Raw genomic sequence first — 25,496 nt, forward strand, 5'->3', positions numbered from 1 at the left:
TTTTACTAACTATAAAATATAATTACCATTTTGTTAAACCTTTCGATTATTTTAGAAGATAGCACTAGAAGATATCCTAATAAAGATGCATTTATTTACAAAGACACGCATCTTAATTTTCTACAACTAAACAGTATAGCAAACCAAATTGCAAACGGCATTAAATCATTAGGAATAAAAAAGGGGGATAAAATAGCCCTAAGTTGCTTAAACATCCCTTATTTCCCCATGGTCTATTATGGAATTCTAAAAGCTGGCGCAACTATTGTCCCCTTAAGTGTCCTTTTAAAAAAAGATGAAGTCACCTACTACCTTAAAGACTCTAATGCCAAAGCATATTTCTGTTTTACAGGAACTACCGAACTCCCCATGGTCGAAGAAGGCTATGCTGGTTTTAAAAATACACCTACTTGTGAACATTTTTTTGTGATTACCGAAAAACTAAATGATAAATCTCCCATTGATAAAATAAAAACACTTGGAATGCTGATGAATAATCAATCTTCCAAATATAGCACTACAGCAACCAGTGCAGAAGATACGGCAATAATCATTTACACTTCGGGCACAACAGGCAAACCAAAAGGCGCAGAACTTACACATTCTAATCTTCTACAAAATGCCATACTCTCCACAGGAATTGCAAGCACACAAAATGAAGACAACCAACTTATAGTACTTCCGTTATTTCATATTTTTGCTATGACTGTTCTTATGAACGCAGGTATATATAAAGGCGCCACTAGTGTGTTATTACCTCGTTTTGATGCTAAAGAAGTTTTGAATCTAATGCAACAGCATCGTATATCAATATTTGCAGGGGTACCAACCATGTATTGGGGACTATTAAACTATCAAAATGATGAATTTAATCTTGATACAATTACAACCAATTTAAAAACTTGTATTTCTGGTGGAGCATCTTTACCTGTAAAGATTCTTGAAGACTTTGAATCCAAATACAATATTAAAATCTTAGAAGGATATGGCATGTCTGAGGGTTCACCTGTTGTTACTTTTAACCATATAGATATCGGAAGAAAACCCGGAAGTATAGGCACACCTGTATGGGGGGTTGAAGTAAAAGTTGTTGATGAAAATGGTAATGAAGTACCTATAGGTGAAAAAGGGGAATTAATATATCGTGGCCATAATGTAATGAAAGGATATTATAAAAAACCTGAAGATACTGCCAAAACTTTAAAGAATGGATGGTTATATTCTGGTGATGTGGCTATAAAAGATGAAGATGGCTTTTTCTTTATTGTGGATCGCACAAAGGATATGATTATTCGTGGAGGATTAAATGTTTACCCTAGAGAAGTAGAAGAAATAATGATGAAACATGAATATGTCTCCATGGTTGCAGTTATAGGTAATACACATGAAAAATTTGGAGAAGAAATTAAGGCATGCGTAGTATTAAAAGAAGGTAAATCTATATCAGAAGATGAACTTAAAGCATGGACTAAAGAAAATATTGCATCCTATAAATATCCACGTATTATTGAATTTATGGATAGTTTACCTATGAGTGCAACTGGTAAAATATTAAAAAAAGAGCTTAAAAAATCAAATTGATTAGAACTGTATTAGCACCTTTTAATTATGAATGAAACTATAAAAACTGTTCCAGAAGTCACATCAGAAGAATTGGAAAGAATATTTAAGCTTCAAAAAGAAAACCAATTTGCTGTTGGCAATACTACTGTATCACAACGTAAGGCCAAATTAAAATTGTTACACAAAGCTATCTTAAAGTATCGCCCTGAAATTAAGGACGTAATGTTTAAAGACTATAAAAAACATCCTAGTGAAGTTGATTTAACAGAAGTCTTTCCTATTACCAGCGAAATTAAACACGCAAAAAGAAATCTGAGTAGATGGATGGGCAAGCGTAAAGTAACGACCCCAATAGCACTACTAGGGTCAAGTTCATATATAAAATATGAACCCAAAGGAGTAGTACTCATTATTTCTCCGTGGAATTTCCCTTTTAATTTAACTTTTGGACCATTAGTAGGTGCCATTGCTGCCGGAAATACCGTAATTATTAAACCTTCTGAACATACGCCAAATTCTTCTGCTTTAATGAAAAAAATTATTTCTGAAGTTTTTAATGAAAATGAAGTAGCACTAATAGAAGGAAGTATTGAAGCATCCAAAACATTACTAGCACAACCTTTTAATCATATCTTTTTTACTGGCGCTCCAAATATTGGAAAAGTAGTTATGGCGGCGGCTGCCAAACATCTTACTTCGGTAACCCTTGAATTAGGAGGTAAATCTCCTACCATTGTTGATGAAACTGCTAATATTGACATGGCTGCAAGAAGAATTGCCTGGGGTAAATACCTTAACAATGGACAAGTTTGTATAGCTCCCGATTATGTATTTGTTCATGAAAGTAAGAAAGAGCTATTTCTTAAAACTGTAGAAAAATATATTAAAAAATTCTATACTGAAGATATATCTAATGAAACATCTTATTCACGTATTGTAAACGAGCGTCATTTTAATCGTATAAAAGGTTATGTTGAAGATGCTATTCAAAAAGGAGCAAAAGTAAATATTGGTGGAGAATTTGACGATGCTCAAAATTATATTTCTCCAACAGTAATATCAGAAGTCCCTTCAGATGCTGACCTAATGACTAATGAAATATTTGGCCCCATAATGCCTGTATATGCTTTTTCTAATTTAAATGAAGTCATTAATAAAATCAATGAAAAAGAAAAACCTTTATCCTTATATATTTATAGTAAAAGCAGCAAAAACATTAAATACATACTAAATAATACTCGTGCAGGTGGTGGCTGTATAAATCATTCCGCTGTACATTTTTTTAATACCAATTTACCTTTTGGGGGATCAAATAATAGTGGCATTGGCAAAGGACACGGTTGGCACGGGTTTCAATCTTTTTCTAACCCAAGAGGCATATTAAAGCAGCACATTCCTAATGCTCTAGAACTACTACTACCCCCCTACAATGATTTTAAACAAAATTTAATAAACCTAACAATTAAATATTTTTAAAATATAAAACTAATCTATTAATACATAGTACTAACCTAATAACCATAAAAATTATGAAAATATTTAATTATAAGTTAAAACATAAATTTCAATTAATAGTAGTGACCTTAGCATTACTACTTGTACCAAAAGTATTTTTAGCTCAAGATAATTCTGATAAAGATAAAGGCTGGTACATACAACCTGGGATACTCTTAGTAAACTTCTTAGAAGATTCTGAGGTGAGTGCAGCTGGAGCCCCAATACCAGGCGCATCTCTTAAATTATCTAATGATACATCTCCATCTGTTCAATTTGGTTATAATTTTTCTAAAAAATTCTCTATTTCTAGTTTAGTAGCAATTCCTCCAAAAACAACAGCAACTGGTGAAGGACCTTTAGATGGGCTTACTGCTGGTAAAGTAAGTTTTGTTCCAATAATATTAAGTGCTAATTATCACTTTACACTAAAAAACTTTAAGCCATTTATTGGTGCAGGTATTAATTATACTATAATTTCTAAAGAAGAAGATGCAAATATTATAAATTTAAAAGCAGATAATATGTTTGGACCTATAATTAGAGGTGGTTTTGATTTTATGTTTTCTAAAAAATGGGGTTTTAATGCTTCTGCTACAATGAATTTTATAAAAACAGACCTTACAGGATCAGTAGATCCTTCAATACCTGATCTTGGTGGAGCTCCAGTGGAAGCCTCTGTTACGGTAAATCCATTAGCAATACAATTAGGGCTAGTATATAAACTATAAGTTACCTTTTAATTAACACAAAAGAATTATAAAGTAAAATCATACTATTATGAACAAAAAACAACTTAAAATGATAGGTCATGGTTCCATTGTTCTCATCTTTGGATTATTGGCGGGTTTTGGACTTATTATGGATTTAATTGGCGGGTTTGAAATTTACCCCACAAATGTATTACAGTTTGACATTCCTGGAGATAGTGCTGCATGGGCAAGAGCACACGCAGGAGGCATCATGAATGGTATGCTAGTAATACTTGTTGCTTTGGTAATGTTTGCCATGAAATTACCAGAAAAACCATCATATCAACTATACTGGATGTTAATTGGTACTGGTTATGCTAATACCCTATTTTATTGGGGCGGACTAGCAGCCGGTGCACATCGTGCATTAACTTTTGGTAACAATCAACTTGGAGAAACAAGTATAGCAGGTATTCTTGGGTTATTACCTGCTTTTATATTTGCTTTTGTTCTTCTAGTTGCTATATGGATACTAATGAAACAAGCTTTTAATATGGCTAAAAAAAATCAATAACGTAACTAATTTATTTCTAAATATTAAGAATAGCTTTTAATTTTACATACAATATGAAGACTGATTATTTAATCATAGGTGCTGGTGCTATGGGAATTGCTTTTGCAGACGAAATATTCACACGCAATTCAAACATTACAATAACTCTTATTGATCGCCGTGCTAAGCCTGGCGGACATTGGAATAACGCATACCCTTTTGTTGGATTGCATCAACCAGCAGCTTTCTATGGAGTAAATTCGGAAGAATTAGGTACCAATACTACGCATCTTTCTTCAAAGCCAGAAATATTAGATTATTATAAAGAAATAATACAAAAATTTGAATCTAGTGGTAGAGTAAAATTTTTTCCAAAACATAATTATTTAGGAAACAACCAAGTAGTAGACCTCAATAATCCAGAAAACATAATTACTTTTCAAGTCAATAAAAAAGTAGTCGATGCTACGTATATGAATGTTGAGGTACCCTCTACACACCCTCCTAAATATAAAGTAGATAATGGCGTTCCTTTAAAGCCATTAAATAACCTTGATGTTGAATATAACAAATGGGGAAGTTTCTACGTAATAGGAAGTGGAAAAACAGGAATGGATGCTATTCTCTATTTATTAAAAAAAGGAGTTAACGCAGAAAATATTAACTGGATAGCTCCAAACGATGCTTGGTTGTTTAATCGTAGCCATATACAAGTTGGGAAAATTTCAAAAGAATTACTAAAACATGCAGAACTAATAAAAAACGCCAATAAAGTAGATGATGTATTTTTAGAAATGGAAAAAGAAGGGGGCATTTTTAGAATAGATAATAGTATTGCCCCTGTTAAGTGGCGTTGTGCAACTGTAAGCCCTGAAGAATTAATTCTGTTACGCTCTATAAAAAAAATAATTCGTAAAGGAAGAATAGAAAGTATTACAAATAAAGAAATACAACTTCAAAAAGGGACTGTTGCCTATCCAGAAAACACACTCTTTGTAGACTGTACAGCTAACGGACTTTCTAAGCGTGAAAAAAGACCAATATTTTCTGAAAAATTAATAACGTTACAAGCCGTATTATTTTGTCAGCAAGTTTTTAGTGCTGCAGTAATAGCTCGTTTAGAACTAACAAACATAAGCGATACAACAAGAAACAATATTGAACCTGTACCCCATCCTGAATTTAAGGAAGATTGGCCAAAATCTATGTCTACAACCATAAATAATTTACTGGTTTTTCATCGCCATTTTCCTTTATGGATGTTCCGTTCTAGATTAAATTTTATGAGCCATGAGCCTATGCTTCAATATTTTGGTTACGCCATAAAAGCAGCCCTTTTATCTGGCCCAACAAAAAAAGCTGTTAGTAGATTAGCAAAAATATCTTAATTTAAAATTATAACAATCATATTATATAAGAGTGTCTTAAAAAGTGTTAAACTTTAATAAATGTCCTGTACCACAAGTGCAGGATGCTTTATTTTTAAACATTTCTATAGCTAAAAAAGACGATTGCAAATACTGTTATTACATAATCTCGTTACAAAATATCGAATACAATACAGTCCATTTAAAATAAAATAGAATTATTATTGTAATAATCGTTACAATAATGTATTTTTGTTCAAAAGTTGAATATTAAATGGTTGGTAGACCAAAACATTATCCAGAAAAAATATTAATTAATAAGGCAACAGAAGTGTTCTGGAAAAAAGGCTATACAGCTTCTTCTGCACAAGATTTAATGAAAGCTATGGATATTGGTCAAGGAAGTTTTTACAGAACATTCCCAGGTGGTAAAAATGAACTCTATCAAAAAACATTAAATCTATTTTTAGAACAATCAATTAAATTGTTTTATGAAAGAATAGCAGCAGCAGAAAACCCTGTTCAATTTATTAAAGATTTTTTCTATGCTATCACTTTACGTACAAATGATAAAAAAGAAAACGGATGTTATTTAGGAAATGCCATTGTAGAATCTAGTAATTTAGATGAGAATTCAAAATTAATTGCGACAAAACAATTAATTAAATTGCAAAAAGGATTTGAGAAAGCCTTAGAAAAAGCGCAAAGTCTAGAAATGTTAAGTGCACAAAATTCTCCTAAATTACTAGCTGCTTACTTAATTAATTTATGGAATGGAATTAATGTAACACAAAGGATGAACCTTACTAATAAAGAAATGGCGAAGTTATTGGAATTAAATTTACAAATATTAAATTGATATTTTTTTATAAAATATTGTAATGATTATTACAATACTAATTTTATCATTTTTAGACAGAAAATAAATATAAATTAAAAATTATTTAAAATGAGTAAAACAGCAATTATTATTTTATCGGATCCAAAAGGAGGTGCAGAAGAATCAGTAGGACGTCTTTTAAACGGTTTAGCAGCAGCCTATGACTATAAAGAAGCTGGAGATGACGTAAAAATTATTTTTCAAGGTACGGGTACTAGGTGGCCAGAACTTCTTCAAAAAGAAGACCATATGGCACATAAATTATATAAGATTCTAGAAGAAAATATTGAAGGAGTATCATCTGCTTGTGCTAAAGTTTGGGGAGCTAATCCATCTGGTTTAGATTTAATTGCTAATAATCCTTTACCTAATACCCCTGGATTGTCTAGCTTTGTAGAGTTACAAAAAGAAGGCTATAACGTACTTACGTTTTAATATCCCAATAACAAAAGGCTTTCTTTTAATAAAAATTATGAGAAGAAAGCCTTTTTTATATATAAAATAAATTAATAATCATGGATACAGCATATCATCAAGGAGAAATAGAATTACAAAAAAGATTTGGAGGAACAGATATAGCTGGTAGAGCTAGCCGTGTTATTAAAGATAAAATTATTCCAGGAGCAATTCCTTTTATAGAAAATCAGCCTTTTGTTATTTTAAGTAGTAAAGATAGTAATGAAAATATTTGGACATCTATATTAATAGGAAAATCTGGTTGGATTGATGCTAAAAAGGAAGGATTAATTAAGTTTTTTTTAGATAAAATGAACAGTATTGATTCCGACAACATCATAAAAGAAATTAAAAGTAATGATCAAGTAGGAATGATCGTTATTGAACTAGGTACACGAAGAAGATATCGAATTAATGGCCGCATACAACACCATAATACGCATTTAGACTTTATCATTCAAGAAGCTTACCCAAACTGCCCTAAATATATTCAACGCAGAATACCTTCTTTTGTTAATACCGAAAAAGAACTAATATCTTCAATAAATGGCGCTACATTAAATTCAATGCAAAAATTATGGATAGCCCAATCAGATACATTTTTTGTTGGCAGCCAATCTAAATCAGGATTTTTAGATGCATCACACCGAGGTGGAAATCCAGGTTTTATTGAAATTTTAGAAAATGGTGATTTAAAAATTCCTGATTATCATGGAAACAGTATGTATAACACACTTGGTAATTTATTAGAAACTCCTAAAGCTGGACTTCTATTTATTGATTTTGAAAAAGGAAGTATTCTACAGCTAACAGGTACAACTTCTTTTCTATTTGACCAATTTTCAGACAAAGACAAAGTAAATACTACAGAAACAGGACGCTATTGGTTGTTTAAAACAGAAGCTTGGATACAGACTAATAAACACCATAAAGTAGATTGGGAATTAATAGATAATTCTCCTTTTAACCCAAATCATGTTTAAACAGTCTCAAATAAAAAATATCTATTGGGTAAAATTCTTTAAAAAAAAAGAACTTAACTTACTATGCAATAACAAAAGAAAAACAATTTATAAAAACCAAGCTGTTCCTTTTCTTTTTTCTTAATGCTAAAGTTTAATAATATGCCAAGAGAAATAGAAAATATTATATTTTCACGATTTGTAAATCAAGAAATCCCTTTTGAAATTCTAACAATTAAAGAACTCTATGATCGGTGTAAAAAAAGTGCCTATGACTTATCAAATCCACATAGAATAAAGTTTAATGCCTTAATAATAATTACTAAGGGAAACGGTAAACACATTATTGACTTTAAGGAACAACAACTATTTCCAGGTCTTGTTATTCCTCTCACTAAAGAACAAGTTCATTCATTTGAAAAACCATTACAAGTAGAAGGTTTTGTTATTTCTTTTGAAGAACATTTTATTACACAAAAAATAAGCGAAAAAGAATTATTTCATTTTCTACAGCTCTTCCACAATCCAGCCATTTTAATTGGAGCAGAAAACCTTCATGTATTAACCCCTTTAATAAATTTATTAAAAAATATTAATTTAGATACAAACATCAATTTAAAATCAGAACTCATAAAAACTATATTAATGGCGTTACTTTTTCAAATAAAACGTCATTCAGTTTACCAACATGAGATTTTTGAAAGTAAACGCTTTAAAGATTTTATAACATTTAAACAATTGATTACTAAAAACTATCAAGATAGTCACAACGCTAATGATTATGCAAAAAAAATGACTGTTTCTTATAAGTATTTAAATGATATTTGTAAAGAAATAAGCAAACAAACAGCAAAATCATTTATAGACAATTGGTTACTTTTAGAAATTAAAAGAAACATTTCGGAAAATATACATACTTCTCAAGAAATAGCTTTTAAAATGGGCTTTAAAGAACCTTCAAACTTTATTCGCTTTTTTAAAAAATTTACTGGTATAACCCCTAATCAATTTCAAAAAATAAATGGTTTTTCTAGCTTGGGTTAGATATTGACTATTTTAATTTTTAGATAGACAATTCAATTGGTGCTCTTTACCTCTAACTTTGTGTCATAATAAACATATTAGTCCCAAAATATGACACTTACAGAACAATTAAAGCAGGTTAAAGATACGGTAATGATGCGTATGCCTGAATCAATTATACAAACCTTTAAAGAAGCTATTGAGGAAATAAATACTAATCGTTTAAAAGAAAAAGCACTACAAATAGGAGACACAATTACCGGTTTTTCACTTATCAATATTAATGGTAATACTGTAAAATTAGAAGATGTTTTTAACTCAGAGTATTTAGTTCTTAATTTTTATCGTGGAGGTTGGTGTCCATATTGTAATATGGAACTTAGAGAATATGAGCGACTTAAAGATGACTTTAAAAATGCAGGTGCTGATATTATAGGAATAAGTGCCGAAGTTCCAACACTAGCTTCACAAACCAAAGATAAAAACACTCTTTCATTCCCTGTTTTAACAGATAAAGATGCCGAGTTTATGAAAGCAATTGGAATTGTATTTCAATTAAATGAAAAAGCTAAAAAAGACTATGTTGGTTTTGGAATGGATTTTACTCAAATTCACGGTAATGAAAATTATGAACTTCCTGTACCAGCAGTATACATAATAGATAAAAATAGAAAAGTCATTTTTGTACATTTTGAAGCAGATTATATGACAAGAATAGAACCTAAGGAAGTATTAAATTTTATAAAAAATAATAAAAGTAACTTATAAATTAAAAAAATTATGAAAACAAACAAAATCATCTATTGGATATCAACGGGCCTTCTTAGTTTCTTCTTTCTTTCAGGTGCTATGATGTATATTTTTAACTATGAACATGCACATGAATTTTTTATAAGTCTTGGGTTCCCAATATGGATTATTTACCCATTGGCGGCACTTAAAATATTAGGAGTTATAACTATAATTTCTAAAAAATCATTGTTTTTAAAAGAATTAGCCTATGCTGGTTTTCTCTTTGATGCTATATTAGCGTTAGCTGCTCATATAATAGTTAAAGATGGAGAGCATGTTCCTGCAATAATTAGCTTAGTGTTCATTACTGTTTCGTGGGTATACGATAGAAAAGTATACGGAAACTATACACAAATTAAATCATAACTTAAAAAATTATTAACCAAATATGTTATCAGAAATAAAATCTATTTTCGAACCTGTAAAAATTGGAAAATACATTGCAAAAAATAAAATTTTCATGGCTCCAATGAGCCGTTACAGAGCCCAAGAGGGCGGTATAAATCCAGATATAACCATTGAATATTATAAACAGCGTGCTAGTGCTGGATTAATTGTAGCAGAATCTACCCAAATTAATGATGGTGCAGGTGGTATTGATTGTCCTGGTATTTATAATGAAACTCAAGCTAAATCATGGAAAAAAGTGACCGATGCAGTACATAAAGAAGGAGGGCTTATATTTTTACAACTTTGGCATGCAGGACGTGCTTCTCACCCATCTGTATTACCAGAAGGAAGACAAGTAGTTGCTCCTTCCGCTATTGCTAGTACGCAAGAAGTAATGACCTATGATGGAATGCAAGTTCCAACAATGCCACATGCTTTATCTTTAAGTGAAATTACCGAAATTAGAAGTAATTTTGCAACTGCCAGTAAATATGCATTAGAAGCAGGGTTTGATGGTGTAGAAATTCATGCAGCTGGTGGGTTTTTAATTGATTCTTTTTTACAAGATCATTCTAATAAAAGAGAAGATCAGTATGGTGGAAGTTTAGAAAATCGCTTTCGTTTTTTAAAAGGAATTTTGGATGATTCTGTGGCTATATGGGGTAATGATCGCGTAGGAATTAAGTTATCACCTATAAGTCCTTATAATGATATGGGAAAAGGGAATGTATTAGAAACTTTTACCTATGTATACAATCATTTAAATACGTATAATTTGGCATTTTTAGAAGTTAATGAGGTTATGCCATTTACAGAACTTTCAGAAGAAAATAAAAATATAAATAAAACGTTGCGTAGTTTGTATAAAGGAACTTACATTGCAAATGGTGGTTTTAATCCAGAAACTGCTGCAAAACGTATTGACCAAGGTACAGCCTCAGCAATTTCTTTTGGACGACCATTTATTGCTAATCCAGATTTGCCTGAACGTTTTAAGCAAGATGCCCCTTTAAATGAACTAGATATGAATACCTTTTATGGGGGTAATTATAAAGGTTATACCGATTATCCATTCTTGAAAAACTAAAATATCATTAATAATTAAAGTTATGAGTATAGAAGAAAAAATAGAACAAGTAATAGACGATCTGATACAAACAGCAACCACTTATGATATTAGCAAATTAGACAATATCTATCATGACAAACTTAAAGTAGTTATGATAGATATTGATGACAATGTTAATATAGCCGACAAAGAGACTTTTAAGAATATTTTTAAAAGTAAAAAAGAGGCAGGAGATCCCCCAATGAACACGTGGGCTAAATATCATAAAATTGATGTTGATGGTACTAATGCACATGTACTATTATCAAGAAAAAACAATTTAAGTGGTGTAAACCAAATTCTAACTTTAAGCATAGACTTGTTATTTGAAGATAATCGTTGGCAAGTAATTAGAGAAGTTATTTTTTTACGCCCAGATTTGGAATAAAACAACTTAGACAAATCGTATCCTATTTTATTAAAATATGGCTAATTAACAAAATAATCCAGCATCAAATTATGATGCTGGATTATTTTTATTAAAGCAAATTTAGTCTATTTTCAAAAGCTTTAGTTATTCAAATTCTACTTTAAATACAGTAGCTATTTTGTTCATCTCTTTTTCCTCAGGAGTTTTAAGCTTAAAATGAACACCATTCAATTCCCATTCAATAGCAACATCACTTCCTATAAGAGATACATTTTTTATTTTGTTCGTTACATTTGGTAATATTTCCTCTAACTCAATTGTTGTATTAGCTTCGGGCATTCCCAACATAAATACATAAAGGGTTTTTCCGTCTTTTGATCTTGTGAATCGTATATCATTAGCATTAAATTCTTGAGTTGCAGATTGTCCTACCCCCTCAAATCCCGCTTTTATTTCAGAAATACCATAGCCATGAATAGTATGTGTTCTAGTACCGTATACAGCTTCTCCATAGGTATTTAACCAAGCACCCATTTCTGCTAAAACATCTCGTTGCTGTTGGTTTATGGTACCATCTGCCATAGGTGAAACATTTAATAACACAACTCCTTTTTTACTCCATACATCTATCATGTTTTTTAACAACAGATCAGCTTTTTTATAGGGTTGATTTTGAATATATGACCAACTCTTAAGGCTTATAGTAATATCTGTCATCCAAACAACTTGAGACATTTCTGACCTTCCTGCTTGTTCCATATCCATTACACCAACATTACTAGGAATGTCTTGTTGTTTATATACAACTATTGGCTCTTGGCTTCTTTCAATACCTTTATTAAAATGATGCGCTACCATTTCTTGTCTATATTTTTCTGGCACCCTATCCAACCAAACGTCAAACCAAATAATATCAGGTCCATATTTATCAACGACCTCGTTTACCTGATCTAACCAATATTTATTAAATTCATCTACTGGTATATTACCATAAAGGTATTTTAACTCTGGGTCTATACTAGAAGTAGCATAATCTGGATGGTATGGAAAATGGCTATCCCATCCGCCCCATGCTTTAGAATCATCCGCATAAAGTTGTCTGTTTTTAGAATGATGAAATGTTGCTAACGTTTTTATATCACGTTTTTTTGCTTCTTTAAATATTTCACCTAAAATGTCTTTTTTAGGACCTTTATCCATAGAGTTCCACATGTTTACTTCACTATCCCACATAGCAAAACCATCATGGTGTTGAGCCACTGGGCCTAAAAACTTAGCTCCTGCTTTTTCAAATAAATCTACCCAATCAGCGGCATCAAACTTTTCTGCTTTAAACATAGGAATAAAATCATGGTAGTTAAATTCTGAAGGGTCTCCAAAATTTTCTTTATGATATTCATAAATTCCTTTTACCCTATCTTGTGACCCATATTTGTTAAAAGCATAAGTATCAGGAGCCCAATCCTTAGCATCTTTTATATACATCCAACGGGGATACCATTCGCTTTTGTATGCAGGCACACTATATGGCCCCCAGTGAAAATAGATTCCTAATTTAGCATCTTCAAACCATTCTGGTTGATTATTTACTTGAGCTAAAGACTCCCAATTGGCTTTAAACCTTGGTTCTCCGGAGGAAGTTACATCCGAAGAACCCTGATTTTGTTGACAGATTGCTCGCTTAACGGGCACAATTAATAAAAATAATAAAAAATACTTTTTCATGTTAAGTTCAAAATTTGTGGTATTACTATCATCTATTCAAATTCTACTTTAAATACAGTAGCTATTTTATTCATCTCTTTTTCCTCAGGAGTTTTAAGTTTAAAATGAACACCATTTAATTCCCATTCAATAGCAACATCACTTCCTATTAGAGATACATTCTTTATTTTGTTCGTCACATTTGGTAATATTTCTTCTAACTCAATTGTTGTATTAGCTTCTGGCATTCCCAACATAAAAACATAAAGTGATTTAGCGTCTTTTGATCTTGTAAATCGTATATCATTAGCATTAAACTCTTGGGTTGCAGATTGCCCTATCCCTTCAAACCCTTCTTCAATCTCTGATATTCCATAACCATGTATTGTGTGGGTTCTTGTACCATATACAGCTTCCCCGTAGGTATCTAACCATTCTCCCATTTCATTTAATACATCTCTTTGTTGCTGGTTAATAGATCCGTCTGCTGCTGGAGAAACATTTAAAAGTACTACACCTTTCTTGCTCCATACATCTATCATATTCCTTAACAATAAATCGGCTGTTTTATAGGGTTGATCTTTTATATGTGACCAACTTAATAAACTAATAGTTACATCTGTCATCCAAGCAACCTGAGACATTTCTGTTCTTCCTGCTTGTTCCATATCTAAAATCCCAACATTACTAGGAATGTCTTGTTGTTTATACACAACTATAGGCTCTTGATCTCTTTCAATTCCTTTATTAAAATGATGCGCTACCATTTCTTGCCTGTACTTCTCTGGTATTCTGTCTAACCATACATCAAACCAAACAATGTCCGGACCATATTTATCAACAACTTCATTTACCTGATCTAACCAATAATCATAAAATTCTTCTGCTGGTATGTTTCCGTAAAGATATTTTAACTCTGCATCTGTACTAGAAGTAGCATAGTCTGGATGGTATGGAAAATGACTATCCCATCCGCCCCATTCTTTAGGGTTACCTGCATTTAGCTGTAGGTTTTTGGCGTGATGAAATGTTGCTAACGTTTTTATATCACGTTTCTTTGCTTCTTTAAATATATCTCCAAGAATATCTTTTTTAGGCCCTTTATCCATAGAGTTCCACATATTAACCTCACTATCCCACATAGCAAAACCATCATGATGTTGAGCTACTGGCCCCAAAAATTTAGCTCCTGCTTTTTCAAACAAATCTACCCATTCAGCGGCATCAAACTTTTCTGCCTTAAACATAGGAATAAAATCATGGTAACCAAACTCAGACGGGTCTCCAAAATTTTCTTTGTGGTATTCATAAATTCCTGTTGCTCTATCTTGAGATCCATATTTATTAAAAGCGTAAACGTCTGGCGACCATCCTTCTGTGTCTTTTATATACATCCAACGTGGATACCACTCACTCTTATATGCCGGCACTGTATAAGGCCCCCAACAAAAATAGATTCCTAATTTAGCATCTTCAAACCATTCTGGCTGGTTATTAATTTTTGCAAGAGATTCCCAGTTTGCTTCAAAACGTGGTTTTTCTTCTTCCAAACTTGAATTTTTGTCATTAGTTTTACAACTGTAAATCGCAGCACATAGAAACAATGACATAAACATTGCCCTATTTAATTTTAATTTAATCATACAAATAGTATTTAGTTAGTTAATAAGTAATAATTTTATTTTTTAGGTTTTAAGTTTATTTTGTAGCACCAAACATGATCCCCTTTTGCTTTATCAGGAAAAGATAATTGTAAACCTTCTAAACCTCTCTTCCATTTTACTTCGTTGTTTTCATTTCCAATAAGTGTTATAGCATCAATTTCTCTATCTAAATAAGGGTTAACTGTAGACATAGTTTTAACTACTACTTTGTTCGTTGTAGGTTTATCTAGAACAATAACATATAATGTATTGTTGTCTTTACTCCTGGTAAAACGTATGTCTTTTTCTGTGTAAATAGCTTCCCAGTTTTCATTAAAATGTCCATCTTTTTTTAAGGTTGTAGGTCCTTCTCCATCAATAACCCAAGGTCTTGTATTGTAAATTGCTTCTCCGTTTGTGTTTAACCATTCTCCTATACCTAATAAAGTTTTCTTTTGATCTTCTGGAATAGTACCATCTGCTTTAGGGCTAACATCTAGCAATAAACAGCCATTTTTACTTACTATATCGCATAGTATTTCTACAATCGCTTCTGGAGATCTTGATGGACGAGTGTTATAGAACCATCCTCCTAAAGGTGTATCACTTAACCATGGGTCTGGTCTTAATCCTGTAGAACGTCCTTTTTCATAATCTAAAATACCTGCGCTAGGTGGTATACAAACATCAAACTTAATTTTATAAGCCATGCCTATATCTTGCCCTCTATTTTCTGCTAAATTAAGAAGTCTTGCAAATGCCTTTTTTCTGATATCATCACTTAACAGTTCTAAGCCCATATCAAACCAAAATAAATCTGGTTTGTATTTTAAAGCCGATTCTTCTAAAATATTAAACCAACGTTGTTCAAATTCTGCATCTGGGTAAGGCTCAAAACTATCTGGGGCAGATGAAAAAGCATGTGGTTTACCATATAAATCTTGATTGGCAGGATTACCGCCATCAAAAGCAAACGAATGGTAGTACCAATACCATGTATACGCATGGTGATATGTAATTAAAAACTTCATATCTTTTTTACGAATGGCTTTTTCTAAATCGCCCGTAATATCTACACCTGCCATGTCTTTACTGTTCCAACGGCTTACGTCTGAATCCCAATTAAGATAATTATCATGAAAAACACCTATAGGCCCCGTAAACTTTGCTCCTGCTTTATGAAAAAGATCTGCCCATTCTTCAGCATTAAACTTTGCTGGTTTAAATTGTTTAATAATGTCTTTATAACCTACTTCGTTTTGGTTTCCACCAAAAAGTTCTTCATGCATTTTAAAAGCACTAGAAGGTTCTTCTTTTCCACGTGGTGTATTTGTCCAAGAAACATTTTTTGTATCGTACATTGAAAATCCATACCATTCGGTAGTACGGTTCTGTGTTGCCAAAGTTGCTGGTCCTATACATGTAAAAATCCCAAATTTTGCATCTCTAAACCATTCTGGAACGGTATGTTTTGCTATAGATGCCCATTCTTCTTTAAAAACACCTCCTGCTTTTTTAGCTTCTTCTATATGATCTACTTCACTAGCATTTTCTTTTTTAGCTAATTTGTTCTGAGCTATGGCATAGTTTCCTATTAAAACACTTGCGACTAGAGAAAATCTTATTATTAACTTATTCCTATTGAATTGCATATTTGACATTATATATAGTTTTGATCGACAATCGAGATTTAAATGCTCTGAGGCTTATCTATAAAAAAAAATATTTCTTTAAATGTCTTGCTGTTTTACCCAGAGGTTATTTACTACAATATTTAATTTATTTATTTACGTTTAATAACATTTCCTTTTCTCCAATCCCTTCCACATGGACTTTTACTTTTACTGCTCCACTAATACGTTTTGATTGGAAAATTGCTAAAGCACGACCTTTTGAAGTTACTAGTGAATTGGATTGAAAATCTTGTACATTAGCACTAGAGCCATTATCAACTCCTAATAATCTTATATTTTCATCAGCCAAAAACGTTACTTTAACTTCTTTTGTTTTTACTGGAATTCCGTTTTTATCAATTAATTGAACTTCAAAATGAGATACATCATACCCATCTGCTTTTAACTCCGTTTTATCAATATCAACTTTAAAATCTACGGGTTTATCTGCTGTTTGGCTAGTAGCAACTATTTGTTCTCCTATAAAACCAGCTTTAGCTTCTAAAACTCCTTCTTTAAATGGGACTGCCCAACGAAAAATACGATCTGGACATTCAGACATACTTCTGCTACCAAGAGATTCTCCATTTAAAAACAGTTCTACTACGGAGAGGTTAGAAGAAACCTCAACCAATATCATTTCTCCTTTTTTATAATTCCAATGGGCATTGTTATTATACCAGTTATAAGCTTTTGCATCTGCTTTCACAGGTTTTCCTTTTAATGGGTCAAACTTAAAATATGACCCTTCTAGAGGAAGTGTACCTATGGATATATGAGGTTTGTTTACCCAAATACTTTTAAAGTAATTCCATTTAGTTTTTGTAAAGCCTCCAAAATCCATAATATCTCCTCCCCAGGTTTTAGCTGGAGGCCAAAACTCTACATCTTCACCTAAATAATCTATTCCTGTCCACATATACATGCTATATACCATAGGGTTTTCAATAACCGATAACCATTCGCTTAAATAGCCCGAATTTTCGGTTCCGGTGAAGTGCATTTCTGGATAATTAATTTTAGCCCAATTGTATTGTGCTACATGATAACTAAACCCAACTACGTCTAATGCTTCTGCATAGCCTGTAGCACAACTGGCAACAGGAATAATTAGATTAGCAGTTACTGGTCTTGTGGTATCTAACTCTTTAGTCCATTTTGCTAATTCATTAGCTGTTTCTGCCAGTTTATACTTTCTGTCTGGTAGTGCTTCATAACGAGCTTTCATTTCTTCTGGGCTTAATTTTGGAATAGCGTTCCAATAGCCTGTTTCATTATCTGCATCCCAAAATCCGCTTACATGTCTATAATGTGGATAGGTCCATTCTATTTCATTTCCAATACTCCATTCAAAAACACTTGGGTGGTTCCTGTCTCGCAACATAACTCTTTGCAAATCACTTTTAGCCCATTCCTGAAAGTGCATCGTATAACCTCTTGTTATATAATCGCTGTGCTTATTTTCTTTGTTAAAACGTTTATCCTTAGGGTTATCCATTTCATCAAAAAACTCATTTTGAACCAGAAAACCCATTTCATCACATAAATCTAGAAATTCAGCTGAAAAAGGATTATGAGAAGTTCGTATTGCATTTACACCCCCTTCTTTAAGTTTTGCTAAACGACGTTTCCAAACGCCTTTAGGAACTGCTGCTCCTACCAATCCACCATCGTGATGTAAACAAACACCTTTTGCATAGATTGATTTTCCATTTAGAAATAATCCCTTTTCTTTATCATGCTTAAAATTTCTAATCCCGAATGGAGTAATGTATTCATCAATTATTTCTCCATCTTTGATAATGGTAGTAATTGCTTTATACATATTTGGATTTTCAGGATTCCATAATTCTGGGTTTACAACCTCAATTTCATGAATAACCTTACCTTCTAAATCTGCCTTGATAGATTCTGAAGATTGAAATTTGGCGATTTCTTTTCCTTCCTTATTCAAAAGTGAGGTAGAAAGCGTAAAATTAGCTTCTTTATCTCGTTGGTTTTTAACTTTTGTTTCAATTTTAACTAAGGATTTTTCTTCTGAAACTTCTGGTGTGGTAATATATGTTCCCCATATTGGAACATGCAATTTATCAACGGTTATTAATTTGACATTTCGGTATATTCCGCTACCCGTGTACCAACGACTATCGGCATAACGTGAGTGGTCTACATATACTGTTATTACATTGTCTGAACCGTCTATTTTAAGTTTGTCTGTTAAGTTAAAATGAACAGGTGAATATCCGTATGGGTTTTCCCCAATATACTGCCCATTAATCCAATATTTTGAATTATTGTATACCCCATCAAAAAGAACGTAAGTACTTTTATCTTTTGGTAAAGCTGGTGTTTTAAAATGTTTTTGATAAACTCCAACGCCTCCAGGAAAATAACCTGTACAACCTTCAAGAGTTGAATCTCTGGAATGTTCTATACTCCAATCGTGTGGTAGCCTAACATCTCTCCAATCTTTATCTATTAAAGGCGTTTTTAGTAAAGACGTTGTATCTTTTAAAAAGGTAAACTTCCAATCGAAATTAAAATCTGATGTCCTATTTATATTCGTAACCTTACTTTCTTTTGAACAAGAAGCAATAGAAAGGGCTAGAATAGTAATTAAAAGTATTTGTCTCATATTTTATTTAATCAAAGCTATAGTTTCATCATCATTCTTAAGCCCGCATGATACATCTAAAAATGATTCCTCATTTTTAATAGCATGCCACCCCAAGCCGTCATGTACAGCAATCTTCCCTTCTTTATCTAGTGTGACCAAAACATCATTTCTAACGGAGATGTCTATTGATTTAAGGTTATTGCCTCCTAGGTTTTCCCATTTTGTGCCTTCAAATTTTTCAAGCTGCCCATTAGCTATAATGGCAATTTGCATTGGCCACCCACATCCAATATCTTCAGCTTCTTTTTCAAGGACGTTCCATTTATTTGTAGCATAATATGCTACTTTGTTATCTTCTGTAATAACCCAAACTCCACCGCTTCTGCCTAAATCGCATCGCTTAGCCTTAATACCCGGTATCTTTACCCAAGAAGAACCATCAGGTGAAGTGTAAGACGTTTTTTCGGATTTTAATAACTCTATCCACCAGATTTTCCAATGTTTATTAATGTATACTTCACCTGTAGTTGTAACGCAAATTACTCCACTTGGGCTTGCTCCAATATCACGAGCCTTTAAGTTTCCTACAGGAAGTTCTTTTCCATCTTTTAATAAAACAACATGATTTTCTGCATTTATAGCCCAGGTTTGGTTTTTGCCATCAGCTGCTACTTTCTTATAGCCCTTTGAAACTTTTGTTACACGCTGAGTTTCCCACCATACTTTAAGCTCAGAACTACGGTTATTAACTTCTGCTAAAAGTGCTTCATTATAGTCTCCAAAACTATCTCCTTCTATTTTGAAAACTATTGCATGTTTAAACTTAAGATTATCTGGAATTTTAATAAATAAACCTTTATTGGTTGATTCCCATGTAAGTTTGTCTTCGCTTCCTAAAACTGAAATAGAAGTAATACCTAAAGAGGTTCCTTTTTTTGGTGCTAGGTAAGGCACAACAATTGTGTTATCTTCAAGTGCTTCAAGCACACTTAAATACAAATTATTATTTCCTTTTTTTACGATTCGCTGGGTAGTATTCCCTGGGATTTCCCAATGTTGTGTCCCGTAAATAGATTCGCTATTTACTTTCATCCAAGCTCCTATTTCTTTTAAAAGTTTATAGGCATTATCATCTAATGTTCCATCTGCCTTAGGGCTTACATTTAATAACATATTCCCATTCTTAGAAACAATATCTATAAGTTCGTGAATAATTTCTGTTGCTGAACGATAATTTGCTCCTTTTACATAGGTCCAAGGGCCTATAGATGTATCGGTTTGCCAAGATTCTTTCCGAATTTTTGGTAAACGGGTTCGTTCTAAATCTAATGTTGCAATATCATCCCAATAATACCCCCATTCGCCATTAGGCATACGCTTGGTCCAATCTTTAATACACATTACGGCTTCATTCTTTCCGTTATGTCTTTCCATACTTTGGTTATACAGATAAGAGATCATTTCTAAACCTGTTTTTCCTTTGTCATCGCCAGGAAACGGGACACCGCCATCTACATAAAACATATCGGGGTCATAATTCTCAATTAAATCTTTACAACGTGCCAGCCACTCTTCACGCCATCTCAATGGTGCATTTGTAGGCTGCGTTGGTTTTGCATCTCCATTTGGATCTGGAGGTAAATAAAAATCTTGATAATTAGGGTCATTTCCATCATAAGGCACTCCTGCATAGGGACCACTTTTATCGGCTCCTTTGTTTGTTTGAAACCAACTCCATGTACGTTCTAAATGGCTGGTAATACCCCAACGTATTCCTTGATCTTCGTATTTTTTAACGGCATCCTGCATTTCTTTCATGATATCCCTTTTGGGGCCATAGTTTACAGAATTCCATTCGTGGTGTTTTGAATCCCAAAGGTCAAAATTGTCATGGTGATTAGCCATTCCTACAATATATTTTGCTCCTGTTTCTACAAACAAATCGACTAACTCTTGAGCATTAAATTTTTCGCCTTTCCAGAGATGCACAATATCCTTATATCCAAATTCTGAGGGATGTCCATAATTTTTTAAATGATAATTATAATGTGGATGTCCTTCTTCATACATACGGCGCGCATACCAATCGCCTACAGCAGGGACTGTGTAAGCATTCCAACAAGTCCAGATACCAAATTTGGCTTCTTTAAACCATTCTGGGGTTTGATACTGTTGCATAGATGCAACAGTAGGTTCAAATTTTTGTGCATTGACATCACAAAAAAATCCCACTAGTAAAAAAAGTAGTAATGCTAAATAATTATTCTTTTTAATCATTGGTTTATAAAGTGTTCGTTATTTTGAAATAAGCATTACGGTATTGTCTCCGTTCCCTTGATTAAGTCCACAGCCTACATCTTTATAAGATTTACTTTCATTAAGATTTACTGTTCCCATTTTATCAAAAAGAGATACTTTGCCTTCTGTACTAAGTGCTACTATTACTTCTTCGGTTATTGATATATCTAAGGTTTTTAAATTTTTTCCTCCAAGATTAGTCCAATGTGTACCATCAAAACGTTCTAATTGACCATTACTAACTGCTGCTACTAGTCCAACCCATCCGCCGCCGCAAGCAATGTCTTCTGCTTTTTTCTCAAGAGGTTTCCAAACAAGATCATTATAATAGGTTACAGTACCTTTATCATCTATGACCCAAACAGTACCCGTTTGTGTAATATCACAACGTTCTACTTTTATTCCTGGTAGTTTAAACCATTCTTTACCATCTGTACTTTTATGCGTTATTCTATCATCTCCTTCAGGAAAGTCTACCCATTCTAATTTGTTAGGTATGTGTAAATTAACACTACCGTCTATACCTACATAAACAGTTCCTGCGGCATTAGCTCCTATATCTTTTGCTTTTAGCCCTAATGCAATTTCTTTTCCGTTTTTTAATTGTACTAGCTCGTTGTCTGCCGCACGGATAGCCCAAGTATTACCTCTGTAATCGCTACTTATACTTGTATACTTGTTTTCAAAAACGGATTTATTTTGTGCATCAAACCATTCTATTAAAGCATCTGTTCTATCAAATAATTTTTCAATAGGTTTTTCATCTATATTACTAAATTTACTTCCTTCAATCTTAAAAACAAGAGCATGTTTGTGTTCTATATTAGAAGGTATTTCTAGACTAAGCCCATTAGTTGTAGATTCCCATTTTACCGCTTTATCTTCATGTCCTAAAATAGTAATAGAAGTAATCCCTAATGATTTTCCTTCTTGTGGAGCGAAATAGAAAATATTTATTTTTCCATCTTTAGCGGGTTCAAAGTAACTAAGATAGATAGTGTTATCTCCTTTGGTTACAAAACGCTCTTGTTCTACGCCACTTGTTAACCATGGTTTTGTTCCATAAATTGATTCTCCGTTTATTTTCATCCAAGCGCCAATTTCTTTTAACAAATCATAAGCTTTTTTATCTAGCTTACCATTCCCCATTGGGCTAACATTTAAAAGCATATTTCCATTTTTTGAAACAATATCTATTAACTCTTGAATTATTTCTGTTGCGGAACGATAGTCACCATCTTTTACATAAGTCCAATCTCCTATAGATGTATCTGTTTGCCAAGGCTGTTTTCTTATTTGTGGAAGGCGAGCGCGTTCTATGTTTAAGGTTGCAATACCTTCATAATAATACCCCCATTCTCCATAAGGTGCTTTTTTGTACCAATCTTTAATACACATTACTGCCTCATTTTCTCCATTATGGCGATCTTTACTTTGGTTATACAAATATGAAATCATATCTAAACCTGTTTGTCCTTTATCTTCTCCTGGAAAAGGCACCCCACCATCTACATAAAAGAAATCTGGATCATAATTATCAAACAAGTCTTTACAGCGTGCTAGCCAGTTTTCTCTCCAATATGTTGGTGCGTTTGATGGTTGTGTTGGTTTTGCATCACCGTTTGGATCTGGTGGCAAATACAATGTTTCATAGTTTTTATCATTTCCGTCATAAGGTACACCTGCATAAGGACCTTCTTTATCTGCTCCTTTATTTGTTTGAAACCAACAAGAGGCTCTTTCTACATGGCTAGTAACTCCCCAACGAATACCTTGATTCTCATATTTGCGTACCGCTTTATGAAACTCCCCCATAATATCGCGTTTAGGACCATAATTAACAGAATTCCAGCTATGATGTTTGGAGTCCCATAAATCGTAGTTATCATGATGGTTTGCCATTCCAACAATATACTTTGCTCCTACATCTACAAATAAATCTACAAGTTCCTCTGCATTAAATTCTTCTCCTTTCCAATCTTGAATAATGTCTTTGTAACCATACTCTGAAGGGTGCCCATAATTCTCTACATGGTGTTTATAATGTTTATGTCCTTCTATATACATATTTCTTGCATACCAATCTCCTACGGCAGTATGCGCATAAGCGTTCCAACATACCCAAATTCCAAATTTAGCTTCGTTAAACCACTCTGGAGTTTCATAGGACTGAAGTGATTCTACTGAGGGTTCGTACTTTTGAACTATTTCTTCTTTTTTTTCTACTTTACAACCTAAAAAAACGGCTAATAAAAGTAATACAGATATACTTTTTAAACTTTTCATTTACTTACTTTAATTTTAATTTATAACAGAAAGCGTGTTTACCTTGCGCATTTTCTGGAAAGGACAAGTGAAGACCTTTGGCATCTCTAGTCCATGTTATTGTTTCATTTGTTCCTAATAATTGTACAGATGCAATATCTCTATCTAAATAAGGATAAATATTTGCCAATTGGGTAGCAGTAACATTAGCAGTTGTAGGTTTATCTAATACTGTTACGTATAAGGTATTGCTATCTTTACTTCTGGTATAGCGAATATCTTTTTCTGTATAGATAGCTTCCCAGTTTTCATTAAAATGTCCGTCTTTATCTAATTCGGTAGGACCTTCTCCTGCAATTATCCACGGTCTTGTATTATAAATAGCTTCTCCATTTTGATCTAGCCATTCTCCTATTCCTAATAGCGTTTCTTTTTGATCTTCAGGAATGCTACCATCTGGTTTTGGACTTACATCTAATAACAGGCATCCATTTTTACTCACAATATCCACCAAGATTTCAACAATTGCTTCTGTAGATCTTGAAGGTCTACCATTATAAAACCATCCTGCTAAAGGAGTATCTGTTAACCAAGGTTTTTCAAGTGCTCGTGTAGAACGTCCTTTTTCAAAATCTAAAATCCCTGCTGATGCTGGAATACATTGTTGAAATTTAATTTTATAGCTTATTCCTATTTCCTGATTTTTAGCATTGGCAAGGTTTAATAACCTAGCATACGCTTTTTTACGAATATCATCACTTAAAAGCTCTAGACCCATATCAAACCAATACAAATCGGGATTATATTTTACAGCAGCTTCTTCTAGTTTTCTAAACCATAACTCTTCATACTCAGCATCTGGATACTCCCCAAAACTATCATTATCACCAGAAAAAGTATGTGGTCTACAATACAAATCTTCATTTCCTGGCACGCCACCATCATATTTATAAGATTCGCTAAAAAACCACCAAGAAAAAGCATGGTGAAAGGTAATTAAGTATTTCATTCCTCTTTTCCTAACAGCTTTTTCTAAATCTCCTACTACATCAACACCAGAAGTTCTTACACTGTTCCAACGAGTAACATCTGAATCCCAAAGCATAAAATTATCATGGTGTGTTCCCATTGGCCCTGAGAATTTAGCTCCAGCTTTATCAAATAAATTTGCCCACTCTTCAGCATCAAATTTTGTTGGTTTAAATTCCATTATAAAATCTTTATAACCAAAATCGTTAGGGTTTCCCCATTTTTTTAATTGTAATTTATATGCACTGGTTGTATCTGGAGAATTTGGGCGCACTGCATTGGTCCAATACTTTTGTTTGGTATTGTACATTGCCCATCCCCACCACTCGGTTTGTTTGTATTGTGTTGCATTAACAGCAGGGCCATAATGAGTGTAAATTCCAAATTTAGCATCGCGGAACCATTCTGGAGTTGAATGTTTTGCTATGGATGACCATTCTTCTTTATATGCTTCTTTGAGTACTTTAGTTTCATTGCTTTCTGTTACGCTCAATTTATTTTGAGCACTAACTACATTTAAACAAACTACAAGAAGAATAAAAATAATCCGTTTTAAAAATGATTTAAAATTCATATAGAGTAACTTATTATCAATTTCCTATATATTTTAATTATAA

Annotated in this window: 20 protein-coding genes; 13 read left to right on the forward strand and 7 right to left on the reverse strand. The window is 32.8% G+C overall.

What is annotated here, in order from left to right:
* Nucleotides 1-30: 30 nt before the first annotated feature.
* The 13 genes from CLV91_RS13455 to CLV91_RS13515 all read left to right on the forward strand — a co-directional run bounded on the left by CLV91_RS13455 (nt 31) and on the right by CLV91_RS13515 (nt 11,668).
* Nucleotides 31-1,581 carry a long-chain-fatty-acid--CoA ligase gene (locus CLV91_RS13455; protein WP_121068743.1) on the forward strand — a complete coding sequence of 517 codons (1,551 nt, stop codon included), beginning with the start codon at nt 31-33 and terminating at the stop codon, nt 1,579-1,581.
* Nucleotides 1,582-1,608: 27 nt separating this feature from the next.
* Nucleotides 1,609-3,039, forward strand: coding sequence for an aldehyde dehydrogenase family protein (locus CLV91_RS13460; protein WP_121068744.1), 1,431 nt, complete (start codon nt 1,609-1,611; stop codon nt 3,037-3,039).
* A gap of 53 nt (nt 3,040-3,092) precedes the next feature.
* Nucleotides 3,093-3,788, forward strand: a complete 696-nt coding sequence (locus CLV91_RS13465; protein WP_121068745.1) for an OmpW/AlkL family protein — start codon at nt 3,093-3,095, stop codon at nt 3,786-3,788.
* 49 nt (nt 3,789-3,837) lie between these two features.
* Nucleotides 3,838-4,323: a styrene-oxide isomerase StyC gene (gene styC, locus CLV91_RS13470; RefSeq protein WP_121068746.1), complete on the forward strand. Its 486-nt coding sequence runs from the start codon at nt 3,838-3,840 to the stop codon at nt 4,321-4,323.
* A gap of 53 nt (nt 4,324-4,376) precedes the next feature.
* The gene (locus CLV91_RS13475; RefSeq protein ID WP_121068747.1) at nt 4,377-5,690 is read left to right on the forward strand and encodes an NAD(P)-binding protein; all 1,314 of its coding nucleotides are present in this window, start codon (nt 4,377-4,379) and stop codon (nt 5,688-5,690) included.
* A 253-nt stretch (nt 5,691-5,943) separates the two neighbouring features.
* On the forward strand, nt 5,944-6,528 hold the full coding sequence (locus CLV91_RS13480) for a TetR/AcrR family transcriptional regulator (RefSeq protein ID WP_121068748.1): 585 nt from the start codon (nt 5,944-5,946) through the stop codon (nt 6,526-6,528).
* Nucleotides 6,529-6,618: 90 nt separating this feature from the next.
* Complete coding sequence (locus tag CLV91_RS13485) at nt 6,619-6,984, forward strand: DsrE family protein (RefSeq protein WP_121068749.1); 366 nt, start codon at nt 6,619-6,621, stop codon at nt 6,982-6,984.
* Between the two features lie 80 nt (nt 6,985-7,064).
* Complete coding sequence (locus CLV91_RS13490; RefSeq protein ID WP_121068750.1) at nt 7,065-7,988, forward strand: PNPOx family protein; 924 nt, start codon at nt 7,065-7,067, stop codon at nt 7,986-7,988.
* A 141-nt stretch (nt 7,989-8,129) separates the two neighbouring features.
* Nucleotides 8,130-9,011 carry a helix-turn-helix domain-containing protein gene (locus CLV91_RS13495; protein WP_170146761.1) on the forward strand — a complete coding sequence of 294 codons (882 nt, stop codon included), beginning with the start codon at nt 8,130-8,132 and terminating at the stop codon, nt 9,009-9,011.
* 90 nt (nt 9,012-9,101) lie between these two features.
* On the forward strand, nt 9,102-9,758 hold the full coding sequence (locus tag CLV91_RS13500; protein ID WP_121068752.1) for a peroxiredoxin family protein: 657 nt from the start codon (nt 9,102-9,104) through the stop codon (nt 9,756-9,758).
* Between the two features lie 12 nt (nt 9,759-9,770).
* The gene (locus CLV91_RS13505; RefSeq protein ID WP_121068753.1) at nt 9,771-10,148 is read left to right on the forward strand and encodes a DoxX family protein; all 378 of its coding nucleotides are present in this window, start codon (nt 9,771-9,773) and stop codon (nt 10,146-10,148) included.
* Between the two features lie 22 nt (nt 10,149-10,170).
* Entirely contained in the window at nt 10,171-11,259 is a 1,089-nt protein-coding gene (locus tag CLV91_RS13510; RefSeq protein ID WP_121068754.1) for an alkene reductase, read from the forward strand.
* Nucleotides 11,260-11,281: 22 nt separating this feature from the next.
* A complete protein-coding gene (locus CLV91_RS13515) occupies nt 11,282-11,668 on the forward strand; it encodes a nuclear transport factor 2 family protein (RefSeq protein WP_121068755.1) in 387 nt (128 codons plus the stop codon).
* A 126-nt stretch (nt 11,669-11,794) separates the two neighbouring features.
* Here the strand turns inward: CLV91_RS13515 and CLV91_RS13520 are convergent, their stop codons facing one another.
* The 7 genes from CLV91_RS13520 to CLV91_RS13550 all read right to left on the reverse strand — a co-directional run bounded on the left by CLV91_RS13520 (nt 11,795) and on the right by CLV91_RS13550 (nt 25,453).
* Nucleotides 11,795-13,375, reverse strand: coding sequence for an alpha-L-fucosidase (locus CLV91_RS13520; protein ID WP_121068756.1), 1,581 nt, complete (start codon nt 13,373-13,375; stop codon nt 11,795-11,797).
* A 32-nt stretch (nt 13,376-13,407) separates the two neighbouring features.
* Nucleotides 13,408-14,997, reverse strand: a complete 1,590-nt coding sequence (locus CLV91_RS13525) for an alpha-L-fucosidase (RefSeq protein ID WP_211333226.1) — start codon at nt 14,995-14,997, stop codon at nt 13,408-13,410.
* 35 nt (nt 14,998-15,032) lie between these two features.
* Nucleotides 15,033-16,658, reverse strand: a complete 1,626-nt coding sequence (locus CLV91_RS13530; RefSeq protein WP_245987192.1) for an alpha-L-fucosidase — start codon at nt 16,656-16,658, stop codon at nt 15,033-15,035.
* A gap of 118 nt (nt 16,659-16,776) precedes the next feature.
* Nucleotides 16,777-19,305, reverse strand: coding sequence for a glycoside hydrolase family 2 TIM barrel-domain containing protein (locus tag CLV91_RS13535; RefSeq protein ID WP_121068757.1), 2,529 nt, complete (start codon nt 19,303-19,305; stop codon nt 16,777-16,779).
* A gap of 3 nt (nt 19,306-19,308) precedes the next feature.
* On the reverse strand, nt 19,309-21,564 hold the full coding sequence (locus tag CLV91_RS13540; protein ID WP_121068758.1) for an alpha-L-fucosidase: 2,256 nt from the start codon (nt 21,562-21,564) through the stop codon (nt 19,309-19,311).
* A gap of 18 nt (nt 21,565-21,582) precedes the next feature.
* Nucleotides 21,583-23,871: an alpha-L-fucosidase gene (locus tag CLV91_RS13545; RefSeq protein ID WP_121068759.1), complete on the reverse strand. Its 2,289-nt coding sequence runs from the start codon at nt 23,869-23,871 to the stop codon at nt 21,583-21,585.
* 4 nt (nt 23,872-23,875) lie between these two features.
* Complete coding sequence (locus tag CLV91_RS13550) at nt 23,876-25,453, reverse strand: alpha-L-fucosidase (protein ID WP_121068760.1); 1,578 nt, start codon at nt 25,451-25,453, stop codon at nt 23,876-23,878.
* Between the last annotated feature and the right edge of the window lie 43 nt (nt 25,454-25,496).

Origin of the sequence: Maribacter vaceletii (genome assembly GCF_003634105.1) — a bacterium.
GTDB classification, from domain to species: Bacteria; Bacteroidota; Bacteroidia; order Flavobacteriales; family Flavobacteriaceae; genus Maribacter_B; species Maribacter_B vaceletii.